Origin of the sequence: Acinetobacter sp. ANC 4558, assembly GCF_002135375.1 — a bacterium.
Taxonomy (GTDB): domain Bacteria; phylum Pseudomonadota; class Gammaproteobacteria; order Pseudomonadales; family Moraxellaceae; genus Acinetobacter.
This window is the reverse complement of the sequence record NZ_NEGH01000013.1, coordinates 50777-69684: the sequence shown is the minus strand read 5'-3', so window position 1 is coordinate 69684 and position 18908 is coordinate 50777. Positions and strand designations below refer to the sequence as shown.

Annotated in this window: 12 protein-coding genes, 1 other RNA gene and 3 pseudogenes; 5 read left to right on the top strand and 11 right to left on the bottom strand. The window is 34.3% G+C overall.

Annotated features, from left to right (window positions below; all coding sequences use genetic code 11):
• The first annotated feature begins 185 nt into the window (after nt 1–185).
• The 4 genes from B9T31_RS14610 to B9T31_RS14595 all read left to right on the top strand — a co-directional run bounded on the left by B9T31_RS14610 (nt 186) and on the right by B9T31_RS14595 (nt 3160).
• Nucleotides 186–860 carry an HAD-IA family hydrolase gene (locus B9T31_RS14610; protein ID WP_086182672.1) on the top strand — a complete coding sequence of 225 codons (675 nt, stop codon included), beginning with the start codon at nt 186–188 and terminating at the stop codon, nt 858–860.
• On the top strand, nt 853–1293 hold the full coding sequence (locus B9T31_RS14605) for an RNA-binding S4 domain-containing protein (protein WP_086182671.1): 441 nt from the start codon (nt 853–855) through the stop codon (nt 1291–1293). Before B9T31_RS14610 ends, B9T31_RS14605 begins: the two co-directional genes overlap by 8 nt.
• 143 nt (nt 1294–1436) lie before the next feature.
• On the top strand, nt 1437–2480 hold the full coding sequence (gene recA / locus B9T31_RS14600; protein ID WP_086182670.1) for a recombinase RecA: 1044 nt from the start codon (nt 1437–1439) through the stop codon (nt 2478–2480).
• Nucleotides 2481–2557: 77 nt separating this feature from the next.
• A complete protein-coding gene (locus B9T31_RS14595) occupies nt 2558–3160 on the top strand; it encodes a regulatory protein RecX (protein ID WP_086182669.1) in 603 nt (200 codons plus the stop codon).
• A 22-nt stretch (nt 3161–3182) separates the two neighbouring features.
• Here the strand turns inward: B9T31_RS14595 and ffs are convergent.
• Nucleotides 3183–3279: signal recognition particle sRNA small type (gene ffs / locus B9T31_RS14590), an RNA gene on the bottom strand.
• A gap of 290 nt (nt 3280–3569) precedes the next feature.
• Here ffs and B9T31_RS14585 point away from each other — a divergent pair.
• Nucleotides 3570–4496 (top strand): YbgF trimerization domain-containing protein, encoded by a 927-nt coding sequence (locus B9T31_RS14585; RefSeq protein WP_086182668.1) that lies wholly within the window; start codon nt 3570–3572, stop codon nt 4494–4496.
• Nucleotides 4497–5550: 1054 nt separating this feature from the next.
• Here B9T31_RS14585 and B9T31_RS17820 read toward each other — a convergent pair.
• From B9T31_RS17820 to bamA, 10 genes and pseudogenes are all read right to left on the bottom strand, one after another.
• A pseudogene (locus B9T31_RS17820) lies at nt 5551–7094 on the bottom strand (T6SS phospholipase effector Tle1-like catalytic domain-containing protein); the annotation flags it as partial.
• Nucleotides 7095–7109: 15 nt separating this feature from the next.
• Complete coding sequence (locus B9T31_RS14565) at nt 7110–7535, bottom strand: hypothetical protein (RefSeq protein WP_086182665.1); 426 nt, start codon at nt 7533–7535, stop codon at nt 7110–7112.
• Between the two features lie 10 nt (nt 7536–7545).
• Complete coding sequence (locus B9T31_RS14560; protein ID WP_086182664.1) at nt 7546–8448, bottom strand: DUF4123 domain-containing protein; 903 nt, start codon at nt 8446–8448, stop codon at nt 7546–7548.
• A 2-nt stretch (nt 8449–8450) separates the two neighbouring features.
• Nucleotides 8451–11079, bottom strand: a pseudogene (locus tag B9T31_RS14555) (type VI secretion system Vgr family protein).
• 483 nt (nt 11080–11562) lie between these two features.
• Nucleotides 11563–11664 (bottom strand): annotated as a pseudogene (locus B9T31_RS17710) (IS5/IS1182 family transposase); the annotation flags it as partial.
• A 1906-nt stretch (nt 11665–13570) separates the two neighbouring features.
• The gene (gene lpxA / locus B9T31_RS14540; protein ID WP_086182662.1) at nt 13571–14359 is read right to left on the bottom strand and encodes an acyl-ACP--UDP-N-acetylglucosamine O-acyltransferase; all 789 of its coding nucleotides are present in this window, start codon (nt 14357–14359) and stop codon (nt 13571–13573) included.
• Nucleotides 14360–14361: 2 nt separating this feature from the next.
• Nucleotides 14362–14844: a 3-hydroxyacyl-ACP dehydratase FabZ gene (fabZ, locus tag B9T31_RS14535; protein WP_086182661.1), complete on the bottom strand. Its 483-nt coding sequence runs from the start codon at nt 14842–14844 to the stop codon at nt 14362–14364.
• 2 nt (nt 14845–14846) lie between these two features.
• Nucleotides 14847–15917 carry a UDP-3-O-(3-hydroxymyristoyl)glucosamine N-acyltransferase gene (gene lpxD / locus B9T31_RS14530; protein ID WP_086182660.1) on the bottom strand — a complete coding sequence of 357 codons (1071 nt, stop codon included), beginning with the start codon at nt 15915–15917 and terminating at the stop codon, nt 14847–14849.
• A 2-nt stretch (nt 15918–15919) separates the two neighbouring features.
• Entirely contained in the window at nt 15920–16408 is a 489-nt protein-coding gene (locus tag B9T31_RS14525; RefSeq protein ID WP_086182659.1) for an OmpH family outer membrane protein, read from the bottom strand.
• Nucleotides 16409–16448: 40 nt separating this feature from the next.
• The gene (gene bamA / locus B9T31_RS14520) at nt 16449–18908 is read right to left on the bottom strand and encodes an outer membrane protein assembly factor BamA (protein WP_086182658.1); all 2460 of its coding nucleotides are present in this window, start codon (nt 18906–18908) and stop codon (nt 16449–16451) included.

The following is an 18908-nucleotide window of genomic DNA, read 5'->3' as shown; positions in this document are numbered from 1 at the left end:
TTTCCCTTTTTGTGAAATTTGTACACCTAATCCACCACAGTCAGTTATAATTTCAACCTTTTCGTTCCTTTTTAACATATAAAAAATTGCTGATCTTTAAAATATATTAAATGTTATAATACCCTCATGATATAGGCTATGTACACAAGCATAGATATACTTTAAAAATCGTTGAGAAATATTAAATGACTAAGCCGACCGTTATTTTTGATATGGATGGTACTTTACTTGATCTTGCTTATGATGACTTTATTTGGAATCATATACTCCCCATTCGATATGCCAAAGCACATCATTGCACTTTAGAACAAAGTGAACGTCAGCTCTTTAAGTTTTATCAAGAATATAATCACACACTAAATTGGTATTCCTCTACATTTTGGACATCCAAAGTTCATGTTGATGTTTTATCCCTTCAACTTGAGTTTAAACATAAAGTCGCATTAAGAAACGACTGTTTAGCGCTTTTAAATTATTTAAAGAACAATAATTACCCCATTTGGCTAGCCACCAATGCAGATCTTGCAGGATTAACATTTAAGCTGAAAGAAATGCAAATTCAATCTTATTTCGATGTCATTATCTGCTCCGAACAAATTGGACATGCCAAAGAATTTCCAGAATTTTGGCAATCTTTACATCAAAAGCACCCTTTTAATCGAAAAACTTGTTATTTTATAGATGATACGGAAAAGGTTTTAAATGGTGCAAAACAGTTTGGCATTGAAAACTTAATCAGCATTCAACAGCCTTCTTCACAAACGGCACCACGAATTGAATTTCCATATCCAATGTTAGATAAACTCACTGATTTAGTTTCTTATTTACAACAACACGAGGCAACACAAAAATATGCGTAAATCAACACTACCTGAAAATGCGGTAGGTATGCGTATTGATAAATGGCTTTGGGCAGCACGTTTCTTTAAAACCCGCTCTATTGCAAAACATGCCATAGAGGGTGGTAAGGTTCATCATAATGGTGAACGTGTTAAGGTCTCAAGAGAAGTCCGCGTAGGAATGGAGCTGACTATTCAACAAGGCATTGAAAAAAAGACTGTTGTCATTAAAGACCTTTCAGATGTCCGAGGTCCTGCACCCATAGCACAAACACTTTATGATGAAACTGAGCAAAGCATTGCACGTCGTGAACTGTTTGCATCACAGCGAAAATTGCATAATCTTGCGCGCCCTGATCATCGACCAAGTAAAAAAGATCGGCGAGATATACATAAATTTAAACAAGAAAATGATCAAATGTTTGACCAATCATGGTCATATCATGATGATTAAACCAAGCGTCATATTATGTCGTACATAATATGATTTTAATAGAACATCAAGAAATTTTCTGTCACTATAAGTGCTGTGGAAAGAGTTACAATCAATACACCTACTCCGCTAAGTATTATGTGACATCGTTTTGAGGTTGTAAGATGGATGAAAATAAAAGCAAGGCCTTAACTGCAGCCTTAAGTCAAATTGAAAAACAATTTGGTAAAAACACGGTGATGCGTTTAGGCGACAATACCGTTCAAGCCGTTGAAGCTGTTTCTACTGGCTCTTTAACGCTAGATATTGCATTAGGTATAGGTGGTTTACCCAAAGGGCGTATTATTGAAATTTACGGTCCAGAATCTTCAGGTAAAACAACCATGACATTACAAGCTATTGCTGAATGTCAAAAAGCGGGTGGAACCTGTGCTTTTATTGATGCAGAACATGCTTTAGATCCACAATATGCACGTAAACTTGGTGTAGATATTGATAATCTTTTGGTTTCACAGCCAGACCATGGTGAACAAGCCTTAGAGATTGCCGATATGCTTGTCCGTTCTGGTGCAATTGATATGATTGTTGTCGACTCCGTTGCAGCGTTAACACCAAGAGCTGAAATTGAAGGCGAAATGGGTGACTCTCACATGGGGCTCCAAGCACGCTTAATGAGTCAAGCATTACGTAAAATTACGGGTAATGCGAAACGCTCAAATTGTATGGTGGTTTTTATTAACCAAATTCGTATGAAAATTGGGGTGATGTTTGGTAGCCCTGAAACGACTACTGGTGGTAATGCGCTTAAATTCTATGCCTCTGTTCGTCTTGATATTCGTCGTATTGGACAAGTCAAAGAAGGGGATGAAATTGTTGGCTCAGAAACCCGAGTTAAAGTAGTTAAAAATAAAATGGCGCCCCCATTTAGAGAAGCTGTCTTCCAAATTTTATATGGTAAAGGCGTAAATCACCTTGGCGAACTTGTAGACTTAGCTGTACAACAAGAAATTGTACAAAAAGCTGGTGCATGGTATTCATATCAAGGAAGCAAAATTGGTCAAGGTAAAAATAATACCATTCGTCACCTTGAAGAAAACCCTCAAATAGTACAAGCGATTGAGAAAATTATTCGTGATAATTTATTAACCATAACCGCTGCACCTATAGAAGATAAAAATGAAGAAGAGCCAGATTTATTAGATGTATAAATCGAGTAATCCCTTCTCTTCATACTAACTCAATAAAACGCCCTATGGGGCGTTTTTAAATGATATAAGCAAAAACTATGACCGATTCCAAATTCTCTAAAATCATCGACTATGAAGCTTTAAAAGCACAATATGGCGAAAATGAACCCTCATCTCAAAACCCATTCAGTCATACAGATGACGCCTTATCATTTAATGCTCAAGAAAGCACTCAAAAACCTGGGTTAAAAGGATCTCGCTTACGTTCATATGCTTTTGCCGTACTTACAAGAAAGGAGTATTCAAAAGCAGAATTAATAGAAAAGTTGGCATTATATGCTGAGAATCGTCAAGAAGTCCTTGAACTTGTTGATGAATTATCGAATCAACACTATCAAAGTGATCAACGAGTTGCTGAAATCGTACTTTCCAGTCAAAAACGTAAAGGGAAAGGTCCAAATCGAATTAAACTTGCATTAAAAACTAAAAAAATTGATAGTCAATTAATACAAGAAGAACTTAAAGAAACCAATTGGGCTGAACAAGCCTATCAATTGAAAGTCAAGAAATTTGGAACAAACGTAGAAAAAGACCCTAAAATAAAAGCAAAACAAATTCGATTTTTAATGTACAGAGGCTTCGAAATGGATACTATTATTCAGGCAATTAACAGAAAATTTGATGAAGATGAATTAGGTTAGAATTTTATAATTATGGTGGCAGCCCCACCAGCAAGACTTCGGCACATCCTAACTCTACTACCGTTGCTACCTTCCGGTCCTGGCGGGGTTTGTAGAGCAAAATTGCGAAGTAACCAGCAGGGCTACCATTGCAGGAACAGAGTATAGAGATTTTTATTCAAGTTGCAAGTGCTTAAACCCCTTTCAACTCAATTATCTTTTCATTTGTTTATTATTAAAACAAATTCTATTTTAGTGACTTATGACTTATCATTTATTGTTGTTAAAATAAATTAAAATATTTACTTAGATCATAAATTTTTATTGCTTTTTCCCTAAGAGATGTTTTTAATGTCTAATTTGAATTGTATTTATAACAATACTTGTTAACTCCCACTACGAAATATCAGTTACAAATGGAAGTTTCACTATGATGCTGAAAAATTCTTTAAGCATTTTCATTATGCTATGCTCATCGTCTATTTACGCAAACGTACCTATTGAATCTAGAGGTTTAAGTAATCCATCTGTATATAGTAACAATAACACTGCGACAGCAATTAATATTCCAAATACACCGACTGAAGTTCCAACAAATATTAATTGGCAATTAACTCAAAAAGCACAACAACTCGAAAATGATATTCGTGTCTTACGAGGAAAAATTGAAGAACAAGACAATGAAATTAATCAACTTAAGAATGAATTAAATAATCGCTATACAGATTTAGATCAACGCTTAGAATTAGTATTACAAAAATTGGAATCTGATACAGAAGATACAATATCAGAGGAGGATAATCAAAAAGATAAGTCTCCCAGCCCCACAAAAGAACCCATAAAAAATGCCATAGTGCCATCTACAGCTGCAGCCACAACACAAAAATCACCGACAGTATCAATAAACAACAACGCTCAACAGAAAACTGTAAACCCACCTTCTACAGCTGCAACAGCATCGCCTAAGGCATCAGATGCTGAACTAGATAAAGCGGCCTATACAGTTGCCCTAGAAGCATATAAACAAGGTGGTGCAAAAAAAGCATTAGCACCGATGCAAAATTTTATTAAAAACAACCCAAATAGTGTTTATATCAGTAATGCTTATTTTTGGGTTGCGGAATTTTATTTGGCAATAGAACCAACCAATTATATTGAAGCCAAAAAGAATTTTGAAATTGTCATGAATAAGTATCCAAATTCTTCAAAAGCTGCTAATGCTGTTTATCGACTTTATAGCATTTCACTCAATGTCGATCAAAACTCAACGTTAGCGAATAAATACAAAGCTGAATTACTTAAAAAGTATCCAAACTCTGAAGAAGCAGGATTTCTTAAAAATAAAAAGGCACCCTAAGGTGTCTTCAATAAATATCAATAACTTAAAAACAAATGTTGTACTAAAATAAGATGTTGCGATTTTAATAATATATGCACTAATTTTTTGACTGAGTTAAAGCTAAATGTTTTATTAGCTAGAGTCTAAAACCACCGTATAAATTATAGATTGAATTCAACTTCGCTATATTTAATGATGATGAAATTGGCTTTTCTTTCAGATTTTGCAATATTCTTTTTTTGATTTTCACTAATCCAACTGACTGTTTCATCTTTAAATAACGTTGAATTACTTGAATATTTTCTCCATAAGAAAGGACAAATTTATTCAATAAACAGTATCTATTAACTGTCATCGGTGCATTATTAATAATCTTTTCACTAACGTTAAACTGATTGCCTGATATTTCCTCAAAATCCTTTAGAATACTTAATTGATATAATATATTCCTGTAAACACTTGCTTTAAGTTCATGTTCCGTATTTGATCTTAGATTTGAAATCGAATCAAGGTTTTGGGGTAATAACAGTAAAATCATGTCAAACTTAGTAAATATTGAGTTTATGCATGAGCAAAGGCACTGTACATGACTTTGAATTGTTCAAACGCAATCTTCATTTAATTCCAATAAATGTAATTTTGCTCCAACAGAATAACTTTGAGCAACTAGATCTGTATGCTTTTAGCATTCGTTAGTATTACTCCGCCATCAAGTACACTATCAGGAGAACCTGCTGCAATAGCTTACCTATTTAACGTTATAAAAACGCCAATATTTCCTTATTAGTCTGTAGCTGTACCAACTTGGAGTGACCCACCGATACCTAAACCTACTGTAATATCTACTGGTGGCATTTTTATTACTAACCGAAATATCCTTAAAAGACTTCCCTACTTGCCCTAAATGGTAAAATCAGTTTTAGTTGGATCTAGTTCTATAAGGAACATGTTTAATATAATAAATGGGAGTTTATAGCTCCCATTTTTTTGTATAATGCATCTTATGTTAATTTTAAGAAGTCTTAATTTACTTCTGAATATTACATAGTTATTAGAGTTAATTCATCTGACGCTTTTTATCCACATTCCTTCCTTTGTAACTACGTTTAGACTCATAAACGGTCCTTTGACGAAAATAACTAAAAGGTTCAACATTACTTAAAAAGCCATATTTAGAATCATGAATGTAATCTAAATAAAATTTCATGACTCCATCATCTGCATTTTTATTCCAACTATCTAAAATCCAAGAATCCATTTGAATGGCATAATGATAACTTGTAGAAACAGGCTAAATTACTTTATACGTTGCACTTCCTTGTTTTAATGTTTGTAAGCGCTTCATTTCAGTTGCCATATCTGCAGGTCCCCAAGGAATAAAATTGCGAATTGTATCTTTTTGGCGAGCTCGCTGGCTAACAGAGTCAATACCTTTTTTATTCATAGTGCCATACGCACTATAATAAACTTTCATATGCTCTTTAATTTGGTCTCTAATGGAAGCGCCTGATGATGAAACTGCTTTCTTGACTGCTTCATAAAATTGTAATGTTTCAGATGTTATTTCATATTGCTCTTTAAATATAGTTTTGTGCTTAATTTTTAATTCATCATAACTATACATTTTTACCCCTGCATTAATTGCATCAGTAAGCATATCTTTAAGGGGAATCCGAGCATAGTTATCATTAACGTCTTGACTACCTGGGATATATCCACCGCCAACATCTGAATGCATTCCTGGGTAAACAACTTCTTTCCAATTCCCTTTTGCAAGTTTTCCATCTTGTTCTATTAGATCTACAGGAAATGCAAAACGAAGCTCATTACCTGCAATATAATGAACACACATTTTGACTCGATCATCCACAACTAAATCACGACCTTCATAACTTAGGTTATTATTTAAATTTGTTGCAGGTAAACCAAAAGATGCAACCGTATCAAAAAGACCTAAAAATTTAAATTCCATTGGGTATTGACCTTTTTTGCCATAGGTTAGATTCCCGTTATCATCTTCACATTTCCACATCAATTGATTGGTAAAAGCACGGGCTAATGCAGCCCCACGTGAAAAACCAAAAATAGAAAAATTGATTTTTTTAATCAGTCGATGCGCTCCAACTTTTTCATCAATTTGACTCAAGCTATAGTTTTTTTCTCATTTGTATATTTCCCAAGATCTATATTGGCTTTTTTAGCTTCATGAATTAATGCTTGAGATAATGCATCATTAAATTGATCTTTACCATAATCTAAACGCCGTGTACCACCTGTTCCTGCCCCTAATCCCATTACTTTATCTTCAGCAGATGCCAACACTCGTTGAAAAATATTAAGTTCACCATTAAATTTTGTGCCAACACCTGAAATATATATTGGATAAATATTTTTAATTCCATTTTTTTCTATGTCCAGTTTTAATATATTCATATTTCGCCATAAACGTGCTGGATTCGACCATTTTTTCTTCTCTTCATCCACATCCTTATTATTACCAGTTCCATCAAAAAATAAAGAGATATGAACTACATCTGCACAGTCTTGCTTCACTGTAGGAGGTTCATTTGAGATATCACTATTAGTTTCTAAGATACGACCAATATTTTCACTCATGCTATTTAACCTATATTATTTATTCTGATTCCTTATTTTTTCACGCCATTTAATTCCCTTTTCAGTTTCATCAGGCCAATTCATCGAGGTAACTATTTCAACGGTATCGTCGGGATAAATATGTAATGCTAAATATTTTTTACCCTTTAATTGTTCTCTTTTAATTACAAGCTCATTTTTTGCTGTGTGTAATTCCCCAGTATTAGCATCTTTCCATGTGATTTTTTGAGGACCTAATTTTATAGAATTTGTAGATATAGCTCCCCCAAATCCACCTCCAATTTCTTGCCCATTTACTTTTAACATATAATCAGAATATCTTGGATCATAATTAAAAGAAGTTGTGGCCATATAATACGTCGCATTCGGTCCAATTCCTGCACAGCCAGCAATACTCAATGCTAAACTTACAGGTAAAAGTAATCGTTTTTTTAAACTCATTTTTATTCTCTCATTTCATATTCATTATTTTTTGCATAGCATCATCCATTGATATTTTAGCCTTCTCTACATCATTCAAAATACTCTGCAACTGTGTGTCAGTATCAAATTGATCCTTATATACAAGTTTTAAACACATAAAATTCACGAGATCTCGAGTACCTGATAGACCTATTTTTCTCGCCTTAGGTAAATTATCTATAATCATTTTATATAAAGCTTGTGTATCAAGATGATCAACTAAAAAGCCATTATTCAATTTCAAATAATAAATTAGATTATCTGGTAAAGTTGCCTCAATCATTTGCTCTTCTTGTTCTACAGTAAACTGTATAGGAGTTTTAATGATCGGTCGTTTTTCAAGATATTGATTAAATCCTATAATTTTTTGTAATTGCGCCACCCTATTCCAATACCACCAACTATGAATAGGTGTTAATAGATCCTGTATTTGTTTTTCATTGAATAAAGAACCTTGTACATATAAACTTGTATCTTCTTTATTTCCAACCAATGTTGCTAAAATAGCTGGGTCCCAAAACGCTAAAAATAAATCTAACCCACCTTCAAGCTGAATCTCTAAAAAACACCTTAAATGATCGAATAGTGATTTAAAAGATAATCCTGATACGATAATTGTTATAATACTCGTACCAGCAGCATTTTTTTGAATCCACTGCCACTCATTTGCAAAAAAATCTATTGGCATTTGTAAAAGATGTGGCGATACAGCTCGTGCTTTTTCTCCAGCAGCTTCAATAATTAAACACTTTTGGCGTAGGTGTGTAAATGCTTTAAGAAATTTAGACTCTTGTGCAGCATCTGCTAGAACATAAATATTTAAATTAGGATCTTCTAAAACTTTTGTAGTAAATATATCAAGCAATTCTACAGTCGTGTATTCTTTAATCATTATTAAATACCCTCACCTTTATTAATAAATGCTCCTTTTTGTGTTGCGCGTCTTGCTAAACATTCCCAACAAATATTATTAGGGAAAATTGGAAGTTTTGGGGATTCGGTTGCACCCTGAACAAAGAGATGCTGCCCAGCTTTTGCTTTAAATTCTCTAGGCGTAATAATGGTAATGCCATTGCCATCTATACGAATTGCACTATCTCTTGCTCTTAATATAATTTCGGTTGGACTATTAATTTCAACCTTACCTTCGGATGATGTAATGCTAAGATCTAATCGAGAAGCGACATCTAAAGTATTGTCTTGAACTTGAACATCCATTTTTCCTTTCGCTGTATATATTTTTAAATCTTCTTGTCCAACAAATATGCTTGCTTTCTTTTTCGCATTAATAATCAAGTTCTCATCTGTACTGACATTAATGGATTTACCACCGCCAAGCGTAATACTTTCTAAAGCATTTACATGAATGTCTTTACCTGCCACAACAGCAACACTTTCAGGTGAAGCCATAAAGATGACTGCATCTTTCATTGCTTTTAAATCAGCCCATTGAGATTCTACTTTGTTGATATAGCTTTCGATGGTTTTGAGCATATCCGCAGGTTCAGCCTTTTGTTTTTCTGCATACTCTGAAAGCACTTTCATACTATCCAAGCTTTCTGTAACTTGATCTAAAGCTTCTTTAACTTCTAATTGAGTATTCTGTGCTTGAGTTTGTTCAAACGTTGAAATGTACAAGCCTTTACTTCGTATAGCACCTGCAAGGTCCGTTCTGAGTTCAAAACCTTCACCTCGACCATCACTTTGTGCTTGTTCTTTCGGATGGCTAAGATTTCCAAGATTAAGCTGTGTTGCCCCATGACTGCTGTGTAGTTGGGCACTGATTTGCCCTGTCGTATCATCAAAACGTAGTTGGTTAAAGCCTTTTCCATCTATCTCTTTAGAGCGAATACCACTGAGTTTTTTGGTATCGGGTAACTGTCCCTTAATATCAAACTTAGTTGGATTTCTTTGTGCTTCATGAATACGCCCAGTGACAAATGGGCGATCGATATTGCCATCAAAGAAGTCTATAACGACGATTTCATCTTTACGCGGTAAAAAACGTGCTCCATACCCTTCACCAGCCCAAGGCGTGAGTACATCCACCCAAGCGGAGTCCGTATCATTGTTATTACTTCCTGCACCACTATCATGAGCATGGTCGTCTGCTCGGGTAAATAGGAAACGCACTTTAATTCGCCCCCATTCATCCACATAAATTTCTTCACCGTCACTCACCACACGTGCACGTTGTACATACGCTGTGGGACGATGTTTTAAAGGATCATATTCTGGCACAACATCAATGCTACGACGAATTAAGGTCAATTCATTGGCTTGGCGTTCTTGTTCACTGTCTTTACTACTGGACCAATGACTATATTTGAGTAAACCTTCTAATTGGTTTTGTAAGTCTTTCGGTAAATTATTCTGGTTATAAAAACGCTTACTGAGAATCAGGAATTCTTTATCTTGCCCATTATGGTTTCGATCGAGTTCTGGATGCTCTGTGAGTTGGAACCAATAGCCGACTTGTGTATCTCGAACACTGCTATAAGCACTAAAATATTTCGATTGTAAGGCTTGATATTGATTGAGTTGGGTATTTAGTTTCTCAATTTGCGCATTACTGGATTTTGTCGCTTGATCATTGCCATTTAAATCACTAATCCATGCTGGAGAAATATTCCAAGCCTGTTCTAGGCTGAAACTGTCATTGCCTTGTTGGCTACTGTGTTGATGTGAGCTGATGACAGATCCTGCTCCATCTTCTTGCACCAAGGCATCTGCTTGCCAACGTTGTACATGAATAGCCGTGGGTTGTAATTGACGCTGTGCAACAAAGCTGGTGATACTATCGAATTGTTCTGTGGCATTGGAGCGGTGATAACGAATCACGCGTCGATTTAAAGCAGTATACTGTGCATTGTCATCAATCAGCCGGAGTTTTTGTGCTTCTATGCTGTGTAATGGACTGGCCACCAAATAGTTAGCTTCATCAATGAGCCAGGAAATCCCTGCTTCTCTGAACAATCGAAATACGTACTCTGCTTCGCTCTCTGAGCTCTGCATCGAAAAAGGTCGAACATCATACTCTTGGGTTAAACCACTGAGATCAAGTTGTAAACTGGCAGCAAATAGCGGACTTTTTTCTTGCCACTCTTTGAAAATGGTTTCAACAATTTCAATCACCGTTTTATTCATAAACACGCGGCTATTGCGTCGTTTATACCAAAGTGCCGTTGCATCCTGCATACGGATTGAATAAATAGACAAGGCTCCGTCTGAATGACCCTGGGCACATTCAGTCACAATCCCCGATGTTCGAAACAATTGACCTGAGTCAGTGACTTGATCCACAGCCACTTGGCAACCAATGAATTGCTTTAATGAAAGATAAGGATTGGTGGATAAACAAATCAGTTCAGCAAAAAAGCCCATCATTAATGGCATGTGTGCCTTCAATCCGTTGTAACAGGACTTGATGATTGAGTTCTATATTTGAAAATTGAACATGTAATGCACGACGCTGTGTGCCTAATCCTATTTTTTCTAAAATAGCAAAGATATTCGTGATCATTTTTTATTTTAATTTTAAGTAGTCATTTACTTAATAAATTAACACAGAAGTAAATTCATACAAAATATTTATCATATTTAACTTTTAATATGATAAATAACACATTATTTTATAATAAAAAGCTCACTTATTTAAGTTTTTCAAACATCCATCTGCTTTGAAAAGCAATATTGGTTAAAGATTATACTCATTTTTTCCAACAAAAATTTAAAATTTAAAATATTAATTAACTCGGCACCCTTATTAATAAAAGCACTATTATGGCTAGTTATATTTCCATATTTCAAAAATCATCTACAAGACCATATACGACTCTTTATAGGGGGTGTTTTACCATCACTTAATTTTATAATTTCATTTTTTAAGTTATATAGACTTGCAATATTTTCCCTTGTATTTTGAGTCAATCTAGTTTTATATTTTTTCCAATATTATCAAAATAGTTTTTAAATAATTGGTTTTCCAATAGAGTTCTTTCATAAGTCATTTATCACTCAATTCCATGTTGTAAATTTCAGTAATTAGATTGAATCTTAAACCTAGTCTTTTGCCACGGTTTCGATAATGCACCGAAAGGATTTTAAACTACCAAATACATGCTCAATACCTATTCTTCTTTTATTAATTTCTTGATCATAAGTTTTTAGTGCAGGATCCAATTTATATCTTTTTTGCTTTTAGTGGGATTAGGCTATTTGGACACACTTTATAAATACCCTATGAAGATTGCGTTTGAACAATTCAAAGTCATGTACAGCACCTTTGCTCATGCATAAACTCAATATTTGCTGAGTTTTACTGTGAATAATCGCTAGCACCTTAAATGTATGCGCTTTTTTCTTGCCATTATCGCTTTTCTTCTATTTTTAGGTTTTTGTATGGGGATTTCTATGGCATCCACGATCACAACATTTCAGACTCTGACGGTCTGCCTTTAGCAGAAATATGTTTATTCACCTGCTCAACCATCAAATAAAAGTTGACCATGAGATGCCTATATAACGCTTAAACTGAGAATCAGAAAGTTTTAGGATCGCGATATTTCATACACAGATTATGCGTGAAAATCTAAAATTTTGAGGATAAAAAATAAGCAAAAAGATGAACATTTTTTTGATTTATGAAAGAGGCTTAGTATTTTATTCCTAATATTCATTTTAATGAATTTTCATTATATGTATAACGTTAATGTCCTTCAAAAAAACTCTCTTACATATATGTATTACTAAATATTGTTCGTTATAGCCAGTTTTAAACTTCCAAGTTAATGTATAGCCAACCCTTATTTCGGTACTTAAATCCTTTGTATAAATAATTTTCTTGCGAATATTTATTTCACATCGACCTAAGTCATATCGATTACCATCAACTCATCAAACACTCATTCTTTTATTATACTTATTCATAAATTTTTTTAATTAAATGATTATGATCCCTTATTACACAATTTTTAAACACTAATCCACTAATTAAAAATTAAAACTGTAGAATGTGGATCACGACCACCTTATTCAAAGTTATTTTTTTTCGAACATGTATCACTAAATATGATTCTATGTACCCACCTTTATTTTCTCTAAATAGCTTGTCGCCACTTTTAATGTCACAACTTAAAACTTTGGTATACACAACTCTTTTACGATAATCCATTCTGCAATTGCATAATTCATATTGCTTATCTTCTACTTTTAATACAATAAAAGTAGTTTCATATCCACTCATAATTCACGTGATTAGTCTAGTAAATATATACTTCATTGTAGGTATAAATTATATAAAAACCAAGTGCATTAACACGATACAACTTTAGAATTTTATTCATTTTAAATCGTGAGGTTTTGGGATTAAATTGCAACACAACGAGTTTAAATAGGTAAAAAGCTCACATAATAAAAACAACTCATTTCAACGGCATTCGTTATGCTCATAAAATTCATTATTTTACGTCTTGGATATTTTATTTCTAATAATTAACTCTTAAATTGTTAATTGAAGTTATTTATATGAATTTTATAATTTTTATTATCTAATTAATTTAAGCCTCGAACAAAAAATTAAAACCACAATGTAATCTCACTAGCAGTGAGATTGTAATGTAAGGACCAAGTAAAATCACCAAAAGGCGATTAAAGGTATTAGTCACTACATCACGATGTTTTATAATCAGATTCAATTACATTCAATTTTAGAATATTTATCACCCAACAGTTTTAAGCAAAAAACAGATAATTTCTCTCTAACTATATCTGATTTTACTTGAACATTACATACTATTTCTAGGCGTCATTCTCACCAAGAAATGAGAAAATCCTGATCAATATCAACAAATGGTATACTTCATCTCATATTTTTAAGATAAAGTTATTTACACTTTTTTCTTTATTGCAACATTGTCACGATATTCTTCGAAAGTATCCTTTAGAACAATACTTTAACGAGTAACAATAAAAAAGACACCCTAAGGTGTCTTTTTAAATTATATGATTATGAATTAGCGAACAATACCACGCTTAGACTGCTCAAGTGAATCGATAAGTAATTGTACTTCACAAACCTCTGGTAGAATCTCGGCACGTATTTTTTGAATTGCTTCTTCAGTTGTTAAGCCTGATTTATAAATCAGCTTAAATGCTTCTCGCAGCCCTTGAACTACTACTTTTGACCAACCTTTACGACGCATTCCTTCAACATTCATTGCATATGCATGTGCAGGATTCCCCGACACCATAACATAAGCTGGAACATCTTTTAAAATCAACGAAGCACCGCCAATCATACTGTACGAATCAATCTTACAGAATTGATGAATACCAGAGTTACCACCAACAATAACATAATCACCGATATGTACATGCCCAGCAATACCTACATTATTTGCAATAATATTATGATCTCCCACAATACAATCATGCGCAATGTGCGTATTCACCATCAATAAATTATGACTACCCACTTTGGTCAGTGAATTATCTTGGACAGTACCACGATGTAAACTACAATGCTCACGAATAGTATTGTGATCACCAATTTCCAACCAGGTTTCTTCACCTTGATATTTTAAATCTTGGCAAACCTCACCCACACTAGCAAATTGGAAAATTTCATTATTTTCACCAATTCGAGTATAACCTGCTACGACAACATGTGAATGTAACGTTGTCCCTTCACCAATACTTACTTTTGGCCCAATAATACAATAAGGTCCAATTTTTACGTTTGATGCAATGACTGCAGATGCGTCAATAATAGCCGTTGGATGGATTAATTCGTTATTACTCATGCTTACTCTGTATTCTGTTTGGAAATAATAATTTCCGCTGTTGCTGCGACAATACCATCAACCGAGGCAACACAATTATATTTGTATATTCCCAATTTTTGCATTATTAATTCAGATTTTAATATCAGTTGATCACCAGCCACGACTGGTTTTTTAAATCTAACCTTCTCAGCACCTGCAAATAAAAATACTGTGCCAGGTTGAGGTTTTACATTATTCATCACAAAGCCAAGAATTCCAGATACTTGAGCTAATGCTTCAATAATTAAAACACCCGGCATAATTGGATAATCAGGGAAATGACCCTGAAAAAACTCTTCGTTGATTGAAACATTTTTATAACCAACAATACCTTTCTCAGTAATTTCAGTTACACGATCTACCAAAAGAAAAGGATAGCGGTGTGGTAAATATTCACGAATTGTATGAATATTCATTGGCAATTTAGGAATTGTGAATGCTGGTAAACTCGATTCTGTCGTCATAATTATTTACGCAATTTTAAAGTTGATTCAAGGGACTCTATTTGAGACTGCATATAATCAATTTTTTTAGTCAATTGGGTCAATGGCACATCTGCTAATTGTCGTAACCTTACTACTGTTCTTTTCCAGTGTGCATTTGGCAACAAACCTGTTCCAGAAGAATACCGTCCTGCTTCATAAATATTATTTGTGACCATTGACATTCCAGTAATTGTCACATTATCAGCAATTTTAATATGACCTACGATACCAACTGCACCTGCTAAGACACAGTTTTTGCCAATCGTCGTACTCCCTGCAATACCACATTTTGCAGCAATTGCTGTATGTTCACCAATTTTTACGTTATGAGCGATTTGCACAAGGTTATCAATAATCACACCTTGCTCAATAATCGTATCATCTAAAGCACCACGATCTATACTGCAATTTGAACCAATACGAACATCGTTATCAATTCTAACAGAACCTAATTGTACGATTCGATTCCACTTTCCTTGATAAGGTGCAAAACCAAATCCTTCGCTTCCAATGACAGTATTCGCATGAATTCTCACACGATCACCTAATTTTGCTTCACCCGTCAATATAACATGCGAATCGATAAAACAAGACTTACCCACTTCAACATTAGGATCGATAGTGACATGAGATTTGATGATTGACTCATCCCCAATCACACAGTTCTCTCCGATAACCACATAATGCCCAATATATGCAGAATCTGAGATGATTGCAGAAGGATGAATCTGCGCAGTGATTTCAATTCCTTTAGATTCAAATTGTTTTTCAAAAATATGAGTCAGAATTGCGAATGCTAAATACGGATTTTGAACAATTAAAAAATTTGAATGTGATGTCAAAAGTGGCTGTAAATCTGCGGTCACAATTAAAGCGCCAGCTTTAGAGGCCAATGCTTGTGCCAAATACTTTTCACCATTTACAAAAGCAATTTGATCGGGCTTGGCATGTTCAAGACTTCCAAGACCCTTGAACATAAAATCAGGTTGTCCAAGGAAACTTCCTTGAACAACCTGAGTTAAGTTTTCTAAACTAAACTTTTTATCATTCATTTTTACTTAACTGCATTAACCTTTTGAAGCATTTTATCAGTTAAATCATCTTTCGGGTTAAAAGCTAGTACTGCTGTTTTATTTAAAACGGCATCTAGTTTATTTTCTTGACGTAATTGTTCAGCGACTGCTTTCACTCGTGTTTCAAAAGTCGTTTGTGTTGCTTGCATAGAAGCTTGTACTTTTGACTGTACTTCTTGCTGCAAAGACTCTAATTTTTGTGCTTTAGTTTCAAACTCTTCGCTCATCTTTTTCTTTTCAGCATCAGTTAACTTTGCTGTTTGAGCTTTTTGTTGTAAAGCACCTAAATCCTTCTGTAATTGTTCAATCTGCGTTGTTTGTGGCTTAACAGATGCTTGAAAAACTTGTTGTTGTTGCTTCAAATAAGTACTGTTTTGAACTACTTTTTCAATATCAACAACACCAATATCCGCAGCATTTGCTACTGAAAATGATAAACCTACAATTAAAGATAAAGCCAATTTTTTCATTCTAGAAATAATCCTATTTTAAACATTTATAAAGTCAAACTTAGAAAGTACGACCAATTTCAAATTGGATGTTCTTCGTTTCATCACCTTTTTTATCATTTAACGGATAAGCATAGCTCAGAGATAAAGGTCCAATCATTGTAATCCAAGTAAAGCCTACCCCAACGCTGTAACGCATATTACCGAGATCAAATCCATAATTATCTTTACAATCTTGTCGAATAGTCGCCTTAGAAATATTTTTACACTGGGTATCAAATACTTGCGCGCCTTCAGCAAATATTACAGGTCTTACTTGACGTGTCCAGTCACCTTTAAATGGTAATGGAAGAGCGAGTTCGGTACCAAATTGAACCAGCGTATTCCCTCCCACACTATCGGTTTCATTCTTACGACTCGCATTTACACCCAATGCTTCATTACGAATAGAGTTATAGCGAGGACCTAGCGTACTGTCTTCATATCCACGTACAGAGCCAAAACCACCAGCAAAGAAGTTCTTATAAAATGGTAAATCATTACCATAACCTAACTTTCCATAACCACGAATCACAAAATCTCGACCTAATGGGAAATAGGCTTGCGCATCATAGGTTAGTTTTTGATATTCAACCTTACTACCTGGTATTGCAATTTCCGCATTCACACGATGTGAAACACCACTCGTTGGAAAGAGTGGTCTATTTAGCGTATTATAGCTCCAACCCAGATTCAGGTTATAGGTTAAGAATTTACCCTGGAACTGATCACCATAGGTAACTTCTTTTTTACATTTATCACCATCCTGCTCTACACACTCAGTCACTGTTTTTGTCTGCTTACCACCATGGCTCATCAAATAGTCAGCAATATAATCTGAAGCATAACGACCTGTCGTCACTTTCGTTTCATCAATATTTAAACCGTAACTTAAGCTTTGATTTTCATCAATTGGATAACCAAATGTTAAACCACCACCAAAACTATCTGTCACATAATTGTTTACACTATAATTATCTGAAAGTTTTGTTTTACGGTAATACATGTTGTAACCACGACGGACACCGTCAATGGTAAAATATGGATCAGTGACGCTTAAATTATAAAAATCTTGGGTTTGTGAACGAGAAAGATCAATTGCAACACTGTTTCCTGTTCCAAAGAAGTTAGTTTGACTCAAACCTGCTTGGAATGTAACACCACCACTTTGAGAGAAACCTACAGCTAATGTTGTCGTTCCAGAATGTTGTTCTTCTACATTAACATTTAAATCGACTTGATCAGGGGAATTGGGAATTCTCGCTGGAACAATATCAACGGTCTTAAAGAAACCTGTTCGCTCTAAGCGAATCTTAGAAAGTTCAATTTTTTCACCGCTTGCTAATGCACCTTCCATTTGACGCATTTCGCGGCGCAAAACATTATCTGCAGTTTTAGTGTTACCCGTGAAGTTAATACGACGCACAGAAACCTGTTGACCAGGATTAATATAATAGTTTAAATCAACAACTTTAGAATCATTATTAATTTGAGGAACAACATTTACTTCTGCGTAATAGTAACCTGCATTTCCAAATTTCCGAATTAACTGTTGTTTGACTGCATTTACTTTTTCTTGTGAATATGTATCGCCATCGGTATAAATTTTTAAGCTTTCCAACTCTTCAGGTTTAAACAGCGCATCGCCTAAAAATTTAGATTTACCAAATTTAAACTTTTCACCTTCATTAATTCCCACTTCAACGAAAATATTTTTCTTATCTTCACTCAAGTTTAAATTAGAATTTACAATATCAAAGTTAATGTAACCTTTGTTCAAATAAAGTGCGCGCAATGACTCCATGCTCGCTGCCATTTTTTCACGAGCATAACGGTCATTACCTGAAACAATTGAGCTCCAGCCTGTTTCTTTCACAGCAAAAACTTGTTTAATATCTGCATCACTAAAAACAGTATTACCAATAATATTAATATCTACAACTTTTGCCGCTTTACCTTCTATAAACTCAACAATCAAATCTACACGATTATTGGGTTTTTCTTGCTCGTTAACTTTAACTTCTGCTTCATAACGACCTTGTTGCATATATTGCTGTTCAAGCTCATATTCCAAGGTTTGCAAGGTCGATTTTTTAAGTACTTCACCTTCAGCAATTCCCATTTTTTTCAAACCATCTAACAAGGCTTCTTTAGGAATTAACTTATTACCTTTTAATTCAACACTTGAAATAATTGGGCGCTCAACAACAGTAATGAGTAAGTTATCACCATCACGAGATACCTTAACATCATCAAATAAGCCTGATGCAAATAAAGAACGAATCGTATTCGCGATAACCACGTTATTGACAGGCTGACCCGCACTCACGGGAATCATTCCATAAATATTTTCTGGAGTTAACCGTATAAGTCCATCAATTTTAATATCCCGTGCTATAAATTCTTCTGCTGCATATACTTGTTGTACTGCTGCCATAGCACATACCAGTGCTAAGGGCATAAAAAGATTGTTATGATGCAT

Coding starts and splice junctions, on each gene's coding strand:
- B9T31_RS14610 (WP_086182672.1), top strand. CDS start 186: ATGACTAAGCCGACCGTTATTTTTGATATGGATGGTACTTTACTTGAT.
- B9T31_RS14605 (WP_086182671.1), top strand. CDS start 853: ATGCGTAAATCAACACTACCTGAAAATGCGGTAGGTATGCGTATTGAT.
- recA (WP_086182670.1), top strand. CDS start 1,437: ATGGATGAAAATAAAAGCAAGGCCTTAACTGCAGCCTTAAGTCAAATT.
- B9T31_RS14595 (WP_086182669.1), top strand. CDS start 2,558: ATGACCGATTCCAAATTCTCTAAAATCATCGACTATGAAGCTTTAAAA.
- B9T31_RS14585 (WP_086182668.1), top strand. CDS start 3,570: ATGATGCTGAAAAATTCTTTAAGCATTTTCATTATGCTATGCTCATCG.
- B9T31_RS14565 (WP_086182665.1), bottom strand. CDS start 7,535: ATGAGTTTAAAAAAACGATTACTTTTACCTGTAAGTTTAGCATTGAGT.
- B9T31_RS14560 (WP_086182664.1), bottom strand. CDS start 8,448: ATGATTAAAGAATACACGACTGTAGAATTGCTTGATATATTTACTACA.
- lpxA (WP_086182662.1), bottom strand. CDS start 14,359: ATGAGTAATAACGAATTAATCCATCCAACGGCTATTATTGACGCATCT.
- fabZ (WP_086182661.1), bottom strand. CDS start 14,844: ATGACGACAGAATCGAGTTTACCAGCATTCACAATTCCTAAATTGCCA.
- lpxD (WP_086182660.1), bottom strand. CDS start 15,917: ATGAATGATAAAAAGTTTAGTTTAGAAAACTTAACTCAGGTTGTTCAA.
- B9T31_RS14525 (WP_086182659.1), bottom strand. CDS start 16,408: ATGAAAAAATTGGCTTTATCTTTAATTGTAGGTTTATCATTTTCAGTA.
- bamA (WP_086182658.1), bottom strand. CDS start 18,908: ATGCATCATAACAATCTTTTTATGCCCTTAGCACTGGTATGTGCTATG.